Consider the following 15,354-nt stretch of genomic DNA (forward strand, 5'->3'; position numbering starts at 1 on the left):
TCATAAAGGCATTAGATTATCGATAGATTTAATGCCTAGATAAATATAATTTCACGGTTAAAGAATCTCGCTAAATATATCAGCAGCTTCAATATCAAGAATACCTGATCGATTAACTGTTATTTTATGGCGCTCGTAAACGACTTTAGCACTATCATCTTTTAATCCAACTACCACGTTAACTTGGTAACGTCTTTCAATCGCTTCTTTACTTATTTTACTATCATGTTCTGCATAGACAGCACCGGTGCCACGTTCCAAATAACGAATAAATGGACGCACACTAAAATAGATCTGCTCTTGCATACGATCATAGCCCGCTTGGAAACCTTTGTTACTCACTCGAGTATCAAGGCGATAGTGTAATAGAATTGATTCTTGCTTGTTTTGCGGACGACGGCGATATAATACGTCACGTACAACGATTGGTAATTTACTCTGTTTAATGTAGTCCAGCCATATACGCTGCTTGGAAATAATTTGTTTATTTGATGTGTCGATTAGGTTTCTTGACCATTTTGGGCGTCCCTTACGGATCCAACGCCATAAAGTGTTATTAAATTCATCTTTAAAGATCTCCCTGAAGCCATAAATAACCGATAACACAGCAATTAAAGCATAGGTTAAACCTTTTAACTCACCTTGAGCAAAAAAGATCATACTTAATACAATCACCATCACAAGTGACGTTGCAGTACCTTTTACGATTTTTTTCTGGTGTTTACCTAATTGCTGAGTTTCTTCTTTAAAGATCACGCCATGCTCGATTAAACGACGCAACAAACGCATTTTATTCGCAATTCGATTAGGGTCTAATAAGGTTCTTGGCGAATTATATCCATTTTCTAAACGATACTTAGCTTCACCACGACAAAAACCTATAATTTCAGCCCGTTCATCAAGAAATTCATTGCTTTTTTTCCGCTTTGATAACGCTTTATAACAGCATTGCTCACTAAACCATGACAGATAATTATCCACATTATTAAAATAAGCTTTTAATTTTTCATCTGCCGGGGCATTACGACGAAACTTCTTTATAATCGATTTTGCGACATCATTAAGCTCTATTAGCGCAGAATAGAATAATTGCGGTTCGATTTGCTGTTGAATATTGCTGATATCTTTTTCGAAGGCTTTAGCAAATTGATAAGCAAACAGATTTAAGTTAACACGGTATTCGTCTGGAGAACGTTTCATTCGACTTGCAAAACGGCTTTGTACTAACGGGAGGTGTAAACCTTCAGAATAATACGCGCGCTTACCTTGAATACCACGATAGAAGTAACCTTCTTCCGTCAATGTCTGCGGATTGATTCCCATTTCATTCGGTAATAAAAAATACACATCAACACGACGATAACCACCTTGCGGGATCAGGTGATTCAATTTAAATGATAATTTATCTTCTTGCTTTAAAACAATCTTAGCCACTCGTTGTACATCCTTTAGTTATTACACGTACTCCTTACATAGAACGCACGATCAAAGTCTCCCCAGTGAAACATAACGTTTACATTAAAATTTGATGGGGTATTTATGGCTAAGTATATTATCCTTTACAACGCTAAATAAGAAGTTAAATCCAAATAGTTAGCTGGTTTTTCCTGTTTATCCTCACTTAATGACAAATAAGGCATTTTTCCCATGAGTGGAGCAGGTAATGCCACCGTTAATGTTTCTATCATTTCATCATAATTAGCAATATCGATCGCAAGACTGTTCGCAACCCAACCAATCAGATTAGCACCTGAATGTTGAATAGCTTGCGCTGATAGTATCGCATGATTCAAACAGCCTAACTTAACCCCTACTACAAGAATAACATCTAACTTATTTTCAGCTACCCAAGATGAAAAATAGTGACTGTTATCAATAGGAAGATGCCAGCCTCCAGCACCTTCAACAACAGTAAAGTCGATATCATCTGGCACCTTAGTGAGAGCGGTATCTACTAACGTAAGATCAATAAATTCGCCTTTTTTCTTTGCTGCGATATGTGGTGCAATCGGTTCCAGATAAGCAATGGGATTGATGATGTCGTAATCTAGATTGTGCGATGCATGTTGCTGTAATAACAAGGCATCTTCATTACGTAAACCCGCAGGGGTTAATTCACAACCAGCAGAAATAGGCTTTAACCCTACCGTTTTAAAACCTAAATTATTGGCGTATTCAAGAATCGCACAACTAATCACCGTCTTACCAACGTCTGTGTCAGTACCGGTAATAAATACTTTTTTCCTATGATTTATCATTGATGCCTTTCTCTGCTTTAAATTAGCGTATCTTAAATTAAAATGTCTTTCGTTCAGGTGTATTAACGTTTACGCAATAAGCAGTAAGCCAGTTTATAGCTAAGTGGCAGCAAGCCTTGGTTATCACGTCGCTTTTCATAATTGGCTTTGAATGCCCTCAGTTCAGCCTGCGTTGTAGGTTTCGCGTCTTTGTTATGTACATGATTGGCCCCAATGCCTTTTAGACTTAACATGACGTCTTTAACACTTGAGTAATGCATCGTTTGAATTTCAATTTGAAAACACTCTACACTCAAACCCGATTTTAATAACGCAGCTTTAATTTCACCTTCAGACAAAAAACGATTTACATGACGATGCGCATTAACAGTTGCCCATGATTGCGCCAGTTCATCAAGACTACCCGCAACCAAGGTACTGAATAACATCAAGCCACCTCGTTTTAAGCAACGCGATGTTTCAAGTAACGGCGTAGCTAAATCATCACACCACTGCAATGCTAAATTAGAGACACACAAGTCAATGCTATTAGACTGTAATGGTAGCGACTCCGCATCGCCATTAAGCCAATAAGTAGGTGTGGTTAATTGATGATGCTCTTGGGCGTGAGAAAGCATGCCAAAAGATAAATCAACCGCAATCAACTTTTCACTACACTCCGCTAATGTTGGTAGTAATGCCCCGCTACCACAACCAAGATCGACAGTCGTTACAAAGGGGGTCATCATATCAGGCACCGAAGGTAAGTACTGCAATAACTTATCGCTGGATAATCGCTGCAAGAGTGCATGTTGATCATAACTCGCAGCCGCTTTACCAAAACAACGTGCAACGGCATTTTTATCAATCATGCAGTGCCTCCTGTACGACCATCTAGCGCATCCTTTAGACGGGTCAATAATAAATCAATATCTTCAATACTATGACTGGCTGATAAAGTAATACGCAAACGTGATGAGCCTTGTGGCACCGTCGGCGGACGAATGGCTTTTACTAACAAACCTTTACTCGCTAGATATTGACTGATCTTCATTGCCTTATTTGCATCACCAATAATAAGTGGTTGAATGGCGGTATCAGACGGCATTAAAGTGATATTACGTAAAGAACATTGCTGCTTAAAATAAGTAATAAGTTGACTTAAATGCGCGACACGCCATGTTTCTGTTGCCATAATCGTCAAGGCTTTATCAATACATACCGCCATAGCAGCTGGCATCGCTGTTGAGTATATATAAGGCTTTGAAAAATTAACCAGATATTCGATAACGTCTTTGGGAGCAGCAACGAATGCACCCGATACACCAACAGCCTTTCCAAACGTCGCCATATACAAATCAACATCACGGGCTAATAAACTATGCTGCTTTAGGCTATTTCGTCCCTTTGGAAGAACACCAAATCCATGAGCATCATCCACCAACAACCAGCTGTCATGCGCTTTACACTGCTGACTAATCGCCTGTAAGTCAGCCGTATCGCCATCCATGCTAAACACACCTTCAGTCACCACGAGTGAATTCGTATGTCGATGGCGGTTTTGAGTCAGAATTTGTGCAAGATGCTCACTATCATTATGTTTAAAACGTTTCATGATCGCAGGTGAATAAAGACCCGCTTCAATTAACGAAGCATGATTAAGCTTATCTTGAACCAATAAATCATGCTTATCTAACAAGACTTTAATTAATGCTTGGTTGGCACTGTAACCTGAATTAAATAGCAAACTCGATTCATAGCCTGTGATTTCAGCTAATTTGTCTTCCAGTGCGGCATGAGCATTGGTATAACCCGTGACCAAAAAAGAGCCACCACTACCGACACCATATTCGTTTGCCCCACTCTGCCAAGCACTAATTAGCTCCGGATGTGTCGATAACCCCAAGTAATCATTCGCAGAAAAATTAATAGCGCCATTACTGAGCGCTCGTGTGCGTAACAAGGAATTAACTTGCTGCTGGTGTAATACTTGTGTAATGAATTCGAAAGCCATTAATGTGTAGCACTCGTCGCATCAACATTTTTTGTATCAACAGCTGTCGCATCATAAAACAATGACGGTGACGCCTGCTCTGCGATTTCATCCAACAACTGCGCAGATTGCGCTTCATCACTTGCTTCGCGAATACGCGCAGGTTGTAAACCAAGTTTTCTAAACAGACGCTTATCGCTGTCTTCATCTGGATTATCCGTTGTTAACAACTTGCAACCGTAGAAAATAGAATTTGCACCCGCCATGAAACATAACGTTTGCGTTTGTTCACTCATCGCTTCGCGACCAGCCGATAAACGAACATAAGATTTAGGCATTAAGATACGTGCAGTCGCAATGGTACGTACAAACTCTAATTCGTCTAAATCTGGCGTATCTTCAAGCGGTGTTCCGGCCACTTTAACTAACATGTTAATTGGCACACTTTCTGGATGATGTGGTAAATTAGCAAGTGACCTAAGTAAACCAATCCGATCAAGTTGTTGCTCACCCATACCAACAATCCCACCAGAACATACTTTCATTCCAGCCTCACGGACATGATCTAAGGTATTTAAGCGATCTTGGTAGGTACGCGTGGTAATAATCTGTTCGTAGTATTCTTCTGACGTATCCAAGTTATGGTTGTAATAGTCTAAACCCGCGGCAGAAAGAGATTGCGCTTGTTCCGGCGCTAACATGCCTAACGTCATGCAAGTTTCAAGTCCCATTGCTTTAACGCCTTTAACCATATCAATTAAATACGGCATATCGCGCTTGTGAGGGTTTTTCCAAGCCGCCCCCATACAGAAACGACTTGCACCATTATCTCTTGCTTCAGCTGCACGTTTAAGTACTGTTTCTACTTGCATCAAGCGTTCTTTCTCAATACCCGTTGTATAGCGTGCACTCTGTGGGCAATACTTACAATCTTCAGGGCAAGCGCCGGTCTTGATTGATAACAGCGTACTGATTTGTACACTGTTTGGATCAAAATTCTGACGATGAACCGTTTGAGCCTGAAACATCAAATCGTTAAACGGTTGGTTAAATAGTGCTTCAATCTCATCAAGTTGCCAATCATGGCGAACGCTATTAGTCATCTAAAATCCTTTATTTGAATTTATTCTTAAACTCGATTAGTCTATCCAGCATAGCCGCAAGGTCAACCAAATGCTAAAACTAAGGTTTACAATGACTCAAAAAACAAACAGTGATTTAATGAAGTTCGACCAGCAGCACATCTGGCACCCTTACACATCGATGACAAAACCCCTGCCTTGTTACCATGTTGATAGTGCTGAGGGGGTTTATCTCACGTTAAATGACGGTACACGATTAATCGATGGCATGTCTTCTTGGTGGGCATCAATTCATGGCTATAACGTACCAGCGCTAAATCAAGCAATGCAAAAACAAGCAAGTAAAATGTCACATGTGATGTTTGGTGGCATCACTCATGATCCAGCAATTAATTTATGCCAAAAATTAGTCGATATTACACCCGACGGTCTCGAATGTGTGTTCCTGTCCGATTCAGGGTCTGTCAGTGTTGAAGTCGCAATGAAAATGGCAATTCAATATTGGCACCATCAACAACCGACGAAGAAGAAGTTTGTCACCATACGTAATGGTTATCACGGGGATACATTTGGCGCGATGTCAGTTTGCGATCCAGATAATGGCATGCACGAATTGTTTACAGGTTTCTTGGCGCCGCAATACTTTATTAACGCACCAAGCATCAAATTTAACGAACAATGGCAGCAGAGTGCCATGCAAGATCTGGAGCAAGCGTTAATAGAAAACCATCAACACATAGCGGCGCTTATTTTAGAACCTATCGTGCAGGGCGCTGGCGGTATGAAGTTCTATCATCCCGAGTTTTTACGCCAAGCAAAATTACTCTGCGAACGTTATGAAGTGTTATTGATTGCCGATGAAATTGCGACAGGTTTTGGCCGAACAGGAAAGTTATTTGCTTGTGAACATGCGGGCATCACACCTGACATTATGTGTTTGGGTAAAGGCATCACAGGCGGTTACATGACACTAGCGGCAACATTAACCACCCGCCATGTTGCAGAAACAATCAGTAATGGACCCAGCGGCGTATTAATGCACGGCCCAACATTCATGGGGAACCCACTTGCCTGTGCAGTCGCAAATGCCAGTATCGATTTATTAATGGCAAGTAATTGGCAGCGACAAGTTAAAGGAATAGAAGACCAGTTACAACAAGCATTACTCCCCCTCGTCGCACATAAAAATGTTGCTGATGCACGCGTATTGGGCAGTATTGGCGTGATTGAGACCACAAAATCGATTGATCTGGCTAAAGCACAAGTATTATTTGTTGAGCTAGGTGTATGGATCAGGCCTTTTGGTAAACTCTTGTATATTATGCCCCCTTACATCATTTCAGATTCAGAGCTCACCAAATTATGTCATGTGATCAAACAAGTGCTTGATGCTGACATTTGGGCTCAATAACATATTAACCAATATGTATTTAGCTTTCTCTTGTTTTCACTTGCAATATAATAAAAATAGTCTTTGCTAAACTATGGGTACCAAGTCTATTTTATGACCTGCGTACTTTATTTTCGTTAATGTAACAAACGGAATATTAAGTTTGTTACATTAATTTAATCTTAGTTTGTGGGGTCATTTATGCTCAATAATTTATTGATATTCAGTTTAAGTCTAATTAGCTTTTGCACTATCTCGTATATTATTTATATTAAAATCATTGAGCCCCTTAGCAGTATCAAAGGTTATATCCAGGAAGCTCAATTTGAGCATTACATCATCAATAAACTTGAACATGCAACCGGTACACAAGGGTTGTCAGAGCGCTACAACTTGATGCTCGATATTAATATTAGTGAATCAAGTTATTTTGATCAATTACAACAAACGTTAAAACAACGCGAAATCAGCCCTGCAGACACTCCCCCCATGAAATTGAATCGTAGCATTTTAAACCAAGTCCGTTTACTGCAACAAAAGAAAAAACAAATTAATTACCATTAGAATCCTCAACCATTTGCGATTATCCGAGTTAATTTACTAAATAATAAGCAAACAAAATGATTTTTCATTGTTTTTACTTGTATCCTACAACTGCAAAGGTAATATATCCTTACTTAAACAATCATCATTCGCTCAGCAAGAGCTTTTATGCTGGAGAGCAATAATCCTATGACGCATACGTCAGTTAAAGATATTTTTGCCGGTAAATTCCCGGTAGGCAGCACAGTTACAACGAAAGGCTGGATCCGCACACGTCGTGATTCTAAAGCTGGTATTTCTTTCTTAGCTATTTACGATGGTTCGTGCTTCGATCCGATCCAAGCAGTTGTAAGTAAAGATTTACCGAACTACGAAGCAGACGTTTTAAACCTTACTGCAAGTTGTTCAGTTGAAGTTACGGGTGTGGTGGTTGAATCACCTGGTAAAGGTCAAGCATTCGAAATCCAAGCAACAGAAGTTATTGTACTTGGTTTAGTTGAAGACCCTGATACTTACCCTATGTCAGCTAAACGCCACAGCATCGAATACCTTCGTGAACACGCACACCTACGTGGCCGTACTAACGTTATGGGTGCGGTTATGCGTGTTCGTAACTGTTTATCACAAGCTATTCACCGCTTTTACCATGAAAATGGTTATAACTGGTTAAGCACACCACTTATCACTGGTAGTGATTGTGAAGGTGCTGGTGAAATGTTCCGTGTAAGTACACTGGATATGAATAACCTGCCTTTAACTGATAAAGGTGACGTTGATTACAAAGAAGACTTCTTTGGTAAAGAAACCTTCCTAACGGTATCTGGTCAACTTAACGCTGAAACGTATGCTTGTGCAATTGGTAAAGTTTATACTTTCGGTCCAACTTTCCGTGCAGAAAACTCAAACACAACACGTCACCTTGCAGAATTCTGGATGGTTGAACCTGAGATTGCGTTTGCTGATTTAGACGATGCTGCAAAACTAGCTGAAGATATGCTTAAGTATTGCTTTAGAGCAGTACTAGAAGAGCGTATGGATGACATGCAGTTCTTTGCACAGCGTATCAACAAAGAAGCGATTACTCGTTTGGAAAGCTTTGTAGATTCTGACTTTGCACAAATTGATTACACTGACGCAATTAAGATCTTAGAAGAATGTGGTAAAGAATTCGAATTCCCAGTTTCTTGGGGTATCGATATGTCTTCTGAGCACGAACGTTACCTTGCTGAAGAACACTTCAAAGCACCTGTTGTTGTTAAAAACTACCCGAAAGATATTAAATCATTCTACATGCGTATGAATGAAGACGGTAAAACAGTTGCGGCAATGGACGTACTTGCACCAGGTATTGGTGAAATCATCGGCGGTAGCCAACGTGAAGAACGTTTAGATATGCTTGATAAGCGTATGGAAGAAATGGGCTTAAACAAAGAAGATTACTGGTGGTACCGCGACCTACGTCGTTTCGGTACTGTGCCACACTCTGGCTTTGGTCTAGGTTTCGAACGCTTAGTGTCTTATGTAACTGGTATGCAAAATATCCGTGACGTAATTCCTTTCCCGCGTGCACCACGTACAGCTGAATTCTAATTTAAGTGTACAGTTAGTTTTTAAAATAGAAAGCTAACCGCTTAAAACAAAAAGGCTGGTGAGATAATGATTTATCTTACCAGCCTTTTTTTTGACTGTTATACCCAAGTTACTTCAAGATGCTTGTGTATATAACATTAATTTTCGCAATCTTAGTTACATTCGCTAAAGAGCATGCTTCTTTATAAAGTCCACAATTTGAATCAGCGCCGCCTTACTTTCAGGAAGTTGTTCAAATAATGGAAAGACATGCGGCATTTGGTGCCATATTTGTAAATGAGCATCAACGCCCTTAGCCTGCATAAAGTCAGCAAGTCGCGTTGAATCATCGCGCATTAGCTCTGCACTTCCAGCATGGAACATAAAAGGAGGAAATCCAGTGAAATCACCAAATAGAGGGGAAATTTCATCATTATGCAGGTCCGTACTATTCCCCTCTAAATATAAATTACGACAATGTAACATGACTTCCAAACTAAATAACGCATCACTATAGCGATTCTCTACAGAAGACAAACCACTTTGAGTCATATCCGCCACCGGTGATAATAAAACGCAGCAACTTGGCATGGGTAAACCATTACGTTTAGCGCGTAGCAATAAAGACAGCGCAATATTACCACCCGCAGAATCGCCCGCGACAACGATGTCTTCGGGTAAGGTACCTTCATCTAATAATGACTGGTAAACAGCATAACAACTGTCTACTCCAGCAGGAAAAGGAAATTCAGGGGCAAGTGGGTAATCTGGAACAACGGCAAGTAAATCTAATGGCTCAGCTAAACGTGCGATAAAATTATTATGTAATGCAGGTGTTTTAAATACAAAAGCGCCACCATGTACATATAATAGTTTTTTCTTACTCGTAGAGAACTTAACCTTGATCTCATCACACAAAGTGCCAGCACGCATTGATTGTGAACGTTCAATTTTAGAACTAGTTCCGAATACAAATTTGTCTAATGCTCGCATCTGAAAACGTAATTTATGCACGTCTTTGGTATTTTCAATCGAACGCTTCACTGTTTGTTTCAAAAATAAATTCAGCGCCTTAGCTTGCCAACTAATCAAAATAACCTCGAACAAAATATATACGTGTAAAAATATAGCAATACAAATTAGGTACTTTACCTAAGATATAGAACTAACAATGGAATTTATATTTTATAAGTTACATCTTTACGTAACAAATATGTAACTTATGAAAAGTAGCATGAAATAAGCAGAAGGGATAGATAAAGATGGCAACCTAGTCACCATCTTTATATTTACCGTGAAGAGATTAGCACTGAGTGTTGCTTGGCATTGTCGAGAATTTCATCGGATAGAGTGTCACAGGCAGCTTCAACATGACGAGATAGCATATCTAAATCAGGTAATTCATTCTTACAACCGACTAGACCAAAAAAAACTTTTTCATGATAGCTATATAGCGTAATGTTTAATGCCGTACCAGCAGAGAGTACTGACACAGGGTACACCTCTGTTAATTTAGCGCCAGCTAGATAAGCAAACTCTTGCTGACCACGCACATTCGATACAAGTACTGAACCTAATGGAGGTAAGAACTTTGATATACCCAACCATTCAGAAATAGACGCTGTTGCTTGAATCAGTAGTGAGAAATTAACTACCGATTCAGCAGGTAAACTGAATAAATCTTCTTTCACACTGCTTGTACGTTTAAAAATGGTTTCTAAATGATCTAGTGCATCAGCATCAATATTACCCAATTCAACACCTGTTAATGCATTTCTACGTCCATTACCAATACGAACTGGAACCTGAGCAACTAACGGCTTACGTAATAAGATACCCTTTTCTTTTAAGTAACGGTTAAGACCGATATCAACACAACATAAGATCACGTCATTCAACGTTACCCCTGTTATCTTACTAATTGAACGCATTTTTTCAAAAGGTAAGCGACCAAAAGAAACAATACGAGATCGCGTCGCAGGGACAGAAAATGGTGTCCTTGGTGCACAAAATGGTAATGCTGGTCCTTTGTTACGTAAGTGTAGAAATTTTAGTCCCATACGAGCACCGAGTTTGACAAGGCCTGGGATTGATTTCAGCTGCTTTAGTCCGCTCACATAAGCTGATAGCGTACTTTCAATCACACCCGCAGATTCTTTATAACCAGGACGGAAAGATGGGATCTGCCAAAATGGACGGTAGTCATTTACTGATTGATCACTTTGTAAATACCCAGACAGCCAACTATTTGCCATTTTACCATCAGCCATTGCATAATGGATTTTAGTGAAGATAGCAAAGCGATCGTCTGACAGACCTTCAATAAGATAAACCTCCCATAACGGTCGCGAACGATCGATTAGATGTGAATGTAAACGTTCAACTAAATCGCGTAATTGTTCATCAGAACCATCACCCGGTAACATTGACATGCGGATATGATAATTAAAATCAAATTGGCTATCATGAACCCAATAATACAAGCCACCAATGCTTTTTTTAAGCTTAAAATTAAACGGGGTCGCAACAGCCGGATCCATAATCAATTTTTGAAAAAGATCGCGCGCGAAATTACCTTCATAGTCCTTTGGTGGTTCAAATATTTGCAGTCCTGAAAAATGCTTAGGACTTGCTGTACTCTCACTTAATAAAAATGAGGTTTCAACCAGTGATAATTGTTCCATAATATCAAGCCTTAATCATACTTTATTTATGTGAGCACGCAGCACTTGGCAGCAGTTCATCAAGCGTTTCTTCAATACTTTGTTTTAAAACAAAGCTAACAGGAAATAACAGTATTCCCAATTTTAATTTAATTTTGATACTTTCGGAATCAGCATGTAAATACCCTCTGGTATGTGCATGCTTAATATGAAGTTTATCACCTTGCCACTTAAGTTTAAGGTCATACTCTTCTGCTATATCAAGCATAACTTTGTCTGCGATACGGATAATTTGCTGATGTGGCAAACTATGACCGCGAATGATTTCAATGTTACCCACAATTCACCTTACTCGCTAAGTTAGAACCCTGACGAGTGTTAAGTCTAATGGCCGATATTATAGATAAAATAACTAGAAAGCGCTTACTAAAGAAGTAAGCGCTTAAAGGACAGAAACTAGGTATAAATAGGTATTAATCAGGGGGTTTTATCTTCAATATCTTGATTGCTATTCGTTAATAACACTAACCAAAATCCCGTTGACGTAAAAATAGCATGCTTCCACCAGGACAGTGACGCCTCATTTAAATACGATAATTGCGAGGCAATACCCCACAGTAGTGCAGAACGTAGTCGACCACTTGAGTAGCGATCAACTAGCAAGGTAGCAATTAAAATTAAGGCTCGACGTAACTGCGGGCTAGTGATTTTAACACCGCAAACCTCATGTACGAAATGTTCACAATTGTTTTTCAGCAGATGATAGCGCTTCTTATCTGCAATCAATTGCTTGGCATTTTTAATGATCTCACTGGCAGGTAAACTCCCAGGTAAAAAGCCATGGTCGATAACGTCTTTATCATCAGAAAAATCAAGCAAGCTAACCAAACCTCGCCCAGATCGCGCACGCGAATTTTCATAAACATGACCACAACCATCCGAGATACCAACGTGATGGTAAAGTGGAAATTGTACACTGAGTAAATGTCCTTTCGGATAGTGTGTTGTCATCTTAATTCCTCAGTTTTTATTTAAGTGCTAATTCCAAATTCAATAGCGTTAATTATCCATTCGCGTAACAAAATTATCAGTGTTTAAATGACGAATTTTTTTGCATGATACGTCGGGAGTACCTAAATATAAAAAACCAACAATTTCATCTTTTTCTTCTAGCTCAAGCTTTTGTTTTATATGGCTATCATATGCAAACCAACCCGTACGCCAAATACCATTAAAACCTTGTGCTTGCGCTGCCATTTGCATTGCCATGACCACACAACCAGCTGACATTAACTGCTCCGACTCTGGGATCTTTGGATGATTTTCAATTTTAGCAATAACAGTAATAATTTGCGGGGCTCGAAACGGTGCATTTGCCGCCTTTAATACATCTTTCTCTGCTTTCCCGAGATTAAATGCCGCATCTTTGAAATAGCGAGACAAGGTGTTTAAACCTTCACCTTCAGTGATAATAAAACGCCAAGGGGTTAACCCACCGTGATCAGGCGCCCGTAACCCAGCATTAATAATATTATCTAACGTCTCACCACTCGGTGCTGGTACAGAAAGCTGATTACAAGAATGGCGATTTATTAATAGGTCAATTGCGTTCATTATTTACTACTTTGAACAATGAGTGATAGCTAAAGTATTCAATGTAGTCAATAAAATATCAAGTAATTAATTTATTAAGATCAAAAAAGCCCATGCATAAGATGGGCTTCTTTTAATAATAACAGTCGCTACAATAGCAACTTTGATTATCTTATATTGGTATTAAACTAACGTTAAATCGACGCGGCAAGTTCAGCGCCTTGACGAATTGCACGTTTTGCATCAAGCTCACCCGCTTCAAATGCGCCACCAATAAGGTGTGTTTTCACTTTCTCAGATTGCAGTTGCTCAAACAATTCTCTAAAAGGTTCTTGTCCAGCGCATAAGATCACATTATCAACGTCTAATACTTTTTTCACACCGTCAACGGTAATATGTAAACCTTGATCATCAATAAGGTCATAAGAAGCGCCTTTGATCATTTCTACATTTTTCTTCTGCAGTGTTGCTCTGTGTACCCAGCCACTCGTTTTACCTAGGCCAGCACCAACTTTAGTATCTTTTCGTTGTAATAAGAATACTTCACGCGCTGGCGCAGTATTTTTAGCTGCTGTTAGACCACCGACAGTTTGGCTATCTTCTGTTACGCCCCACTCGCTTAACCACTGTTTAGTATTAGTCGATGGTGAAGCGCCTTCTTCCTCAACGAGGAACTCTGAAACATCAAAGCCAATACCACCAGCACCAATAACAGCAACACGTTTACCAACCGGCTTATGATCACGTAACACTTCAATGTAACTTAATACTTTTTCATGTTTAATACCAGGAATGCCTGGTGTTCTTGGTTTGATGCCCGTAGCCACAACTACATCATCATACCCTTTACCTTGCAGCGTCTTAACCGTCACTAACTCATTTAAATATAAGTTAATACCCAGTACTTCGATTTGTTTCATAAAATAACGCAGTGTTTCGTAAAACTCTTCTTTACCCGGGATCTGTTTCGCATAGTTGAACTGACCACCAATTTCTGAACGGCTATCGAAAATATCAATTTTATGACCACGCTCAGCAGCATAACAAGCAAATGCTAAACCCGCCGGGCCCGCGCCAACAACCGCAATTCGTTTTGATATTGAGGCAGTTTCAAATTTTAGCTCAGTTTCAAAACAAGCTTGTGGATTAACCAAACAAGATGCACGTTTCGCTTTAAATACATGGTCTAAACATGCTTGGTTACAAGCGATACAAGTATTGATCTCATCTGCTTTACCCGCTGTGGCTTTCTCTACAAAGTTAGGATCTGCCAACATTGGGCGCGCCATCGACACCATATCCGCTTGCCCAGAAGCTAAAATTTGTTCTGCAACCTCTGGTGTATTAATACGGTTAGTTGTCACTAAAGGAACATTGACGTGCTCCTTCATTTTCTCTGTTACCCAGCTAAATGCGGCACGAGGTACACTGGTTACAATGGTTGGTACACGCGCTTCATGCCAGCCAATACCCGTATTAATAATCGTCACACCGGCTTTTTCAAGCTCTTTCGCAAGCTCAACCGCTTCTTCAAACGTACTACCATCTTCAACAAGATCAAGCATTGAAAGGCGGAAAATAATAATAAAGTCATTACCGACACGCTGACGAATCGCTTTTACAATTTCAATAGGAAAACGCATACGGTTTTGATAACTACCACCCCATTCATCAGTACGCTTATTACTCCGTCGACAAATAAATTGATTGATAAGGTACCCCTCAGAACCCATCACTTCCACACCATCATAACCGGCAAACTTGGCCAGTTCTGCGGTTTTGGCAAAATCATAAATGGTACAACGGATAGAACGTTTTGACATCGCTCTTGGTGTAAACGGGTTAATCGGTGCTTTCTTTTTACTCGCGCTCACACTAAATGGATGATAAGCATAACGACCCGCATGCAGAATTTGTAGCGCAATTTTACTGCCATTATCATGAACCGCTTGAGTAACGACTTGGTGTTTCTTCGCTTGCCATTTATAAGACAGTTGCATGCCGTGTGGCATGAGGCGACCACGCAGGTTTGGTGAAATACCGCCCGTCACAATTAAACCAACACCACCTTTGGCACGTTCCGCATAAAAAGCAGCCAGTTTTTGAAATCCATTTTTTTCTTCTTCTAAGCCAGTATGCATCGAGCCCATCAAGACTCGGTTTTTTAATGTTGTAAAGCCCAGATCTAACGGTGCCAACATATTCGGATAATTGCTTGCAGACATAACTCCACTCCCAGTGGTTACACAATTGCTATATAATTGTTATCTATTTTAATTTTAGA

At 39.8% G+C, this 15,354-nt stretch carries 14 protein-coding genes; 3 read left to right on the forward strand and 11 right to left on the reverse strand.

Annotation, left to right across the window (positions count from 1 at the left end; all coding sequences use genetic code 11):
• Nucleotides 1–57 precede the first annotated feature (57 nt).
• The 5 genes from HWV03_RS12715 to bioB all read right to left on the reverse strand — a co-directional run bounded on the left by HWV03_RS12715 (nt 58) and on the right by bioB (nt 5,333).
• Nucleotides 58–1,434 (reverse strand): hypothetical protein, encoded by a 1,377-nt coding sequence (locus HWV03_RS12715; RefSeq protein WP_211676239.1) that lies wholly within the window; start codon nt 1,432–1,434, stop codon nt 58–60.
• A 125-nt stretch (nt 1,435–1,559) separates the two neighbouring features.
• Nucleotides 1,560–2,258, reverse strand: coding sequence for a dethiobiotin synthase (gene bioD / locus HWV03_RS12720; protein ID WP_211676240.1), 699 nt, complete (start codon nt 2,256–2,258; stop codon nt 1,560–1,562).
• A 62-nt stretch (nt 2,259–2,320) separates the two neighbouring features.
• Nucleotides 2,321–3,109 carry a malonyl-ACP O-methyltransferase BioC gene (gene bioC, locus HWV03_RS12725; RefSeq protein WP_211676241.1) on the reverse strand — a complete coding sequence of 263 codons (789 nt, stop codon included), beginning with the start codon at nt 3,107–3,109 and terminating at the stop codon, nt 2,321–2,323.
• On the reverse strand, nt 3,106–4,251 hold the full coding sequence (gene bioF / locus HWV03_RS12730; protein WP_211676242.1) for an 8-amino-7-oxononanoate synthase: 1,146 nt from the start codon (nt 4,249–4,251) through the stop codon (nt 3,106–3,108). Before bioF ends, bioC begins: the two co-directional genes overlap by 4 nt.
• Nucleotides 4,251–5,333, reverse strand: coding sequence for a biotin synthase BioB (gene bioB / locus HWV03_RS12735; protein ID WP_211676243.1), 1,083 nt, complete (start codon nt 5,331–5,333; stop codon nt 4,251–4,253). The genes bioF and bioB overlap by 1 nt, the downstream gene beginning before the upstream one ends.
• Before the next feature lie 91 nt (nt 5,334–5,424).
• Between bioB and bioA the strand changes: the two genes are divergently transcribed.
• The 3 genes from bioA to asnS all read left to right on the forward strand — a co-directional run bounded on the left by bioA (nt 5,425) and on the right by asnS (nt 8,835).
• Nucleotides 5,425–6,723, forward strand: coding sequence for an adenosylmethionine--8-amino-7-oxononanoate transaminase (gene bioA / locus HWV03_RS12740; RefSeq protein ID WP_211676244.1), 1,299 nt, complete (start codon nt 5,425–5,427; stop codon nt 6,721–6,723).
• A gap of 180 nt (nt 6,724–6,903) precedes the next feature.
• Complete coding sequence (locus tag HWV03_RS12745; protein WP_211676245.1) at nt 6,904–7,266, forward strand: hypothetical protein; 363 nt, start codon at nt 6,904–6,906, stop codon at nt 7,264–7,266.
• Nucleotides 7,267–7,434: 168 nt separating this feature from the next.
• Nucleotides 7,435–8,835 (forward strand): asparagine--tRNA ligase, encoded by a 1,401-nt coding sequence (asnS, locus tag HWV03_RS12750; RefSeq protein ID WP_045112504.1) that lies wholly within the window; start codon nt 7,435–7,437, stop codon nt 8,833–8,835.
• Nucleotides 8,836–9,000: 165 nt separating this feature from the next.
• On the opposite strand, the gene HWV03_RS12755 is transcribed toward asnS, so the two are convergent.
• The 6 genes from HWV03_RS12755 to HWV03_RS12780 all read right to left on the reverse strand — a co-directional run bounded on the left by HWV03_RS12755 (nt 9,001) and on the right by HWV03_RS12780 (nt 15,295).
• Complete coding sequence (locus HWV03_RS12755; RefSeq protein ID WP_255546799.1) at nt 9,001–9,870, reverse strand: alpha/beta hydrolase; 870 nt, start codon at nt 9,868–9,870, stop codon at nt 9,001–9,003.
• Between the two features lie 233 nt (nt 9,871–10,103).
• Nucleotides 10,104–11,498, reverse strand: a complete 1,395-nt coding sequence (locus tag HWV03_RS12760; protein WP_211676247.1) for a wax ester/triacylglycerol synthase family O-acyltransferase — start codon at nt 11,496–11,498, stop codon at nt 10,104–10,106.
• A gap of 22 nt (nt 11,499–11,520) precedes the next feature.
• Complete coding sequence (locus HWV03_RS12765; protein WP_045110180.1) at nt 11,521–11,817, reverse strand: polyhydroxyalkanoic acid system family protein; 297 nt, start codon at nt 11,815–11,817, stop codon at nt 11,521–11,523.
• 137 nt (nt 11,818–11,954) lie between these two features.
• Nucleotides 11,955–12,488, reverse strand: coding sequence for a lecithin retinol acyltransferase family protein (locus tag HWV03_RS12770; RefSeq protein WP_211676248.1), 534 nt, complete (start codon nt 12,486–12,488; stop codon nt 11,955–11,957).
• 48 nt (nt 12,489–12,536) lie between these two features.
• The gene (locus HWV03_RS12775; protein WP_211676249.1) at nt 12,537–13,091 is read right to left on the reverse strand and encodes an NAD(P)H nitroreductase; all 555 of its coding nucleotides are present in this window, start codon (nt 13,089–13,091) and stop codon (nt 12,537–12,539) included.
• A gap of 173 nt (nt 13,092–13,264) precedes the next feature.
• Complete coding sequence (locus HWV03_RS12780; RefSeq protein ID WP_211676250.1) at nt 13,265–15,295, reverse strand: NADPH-dependent 2,4-dienoyl-CoA reductase; 2,031 nt, start codon at nt 15,293–15,295, stop codon at nt 13,265–13,267.
• Nucleotides 15,296–15,354: the final 59 nt, after the last annotated feature.

It is taken from the genome of Moritella sp. 36 (genome assembly GCF_018219415.1).
GTDB lineage: Bacteria > Pseudomonadota > Gammaproteobacteria > Enterobacterales > Moritellaceae > Moritella.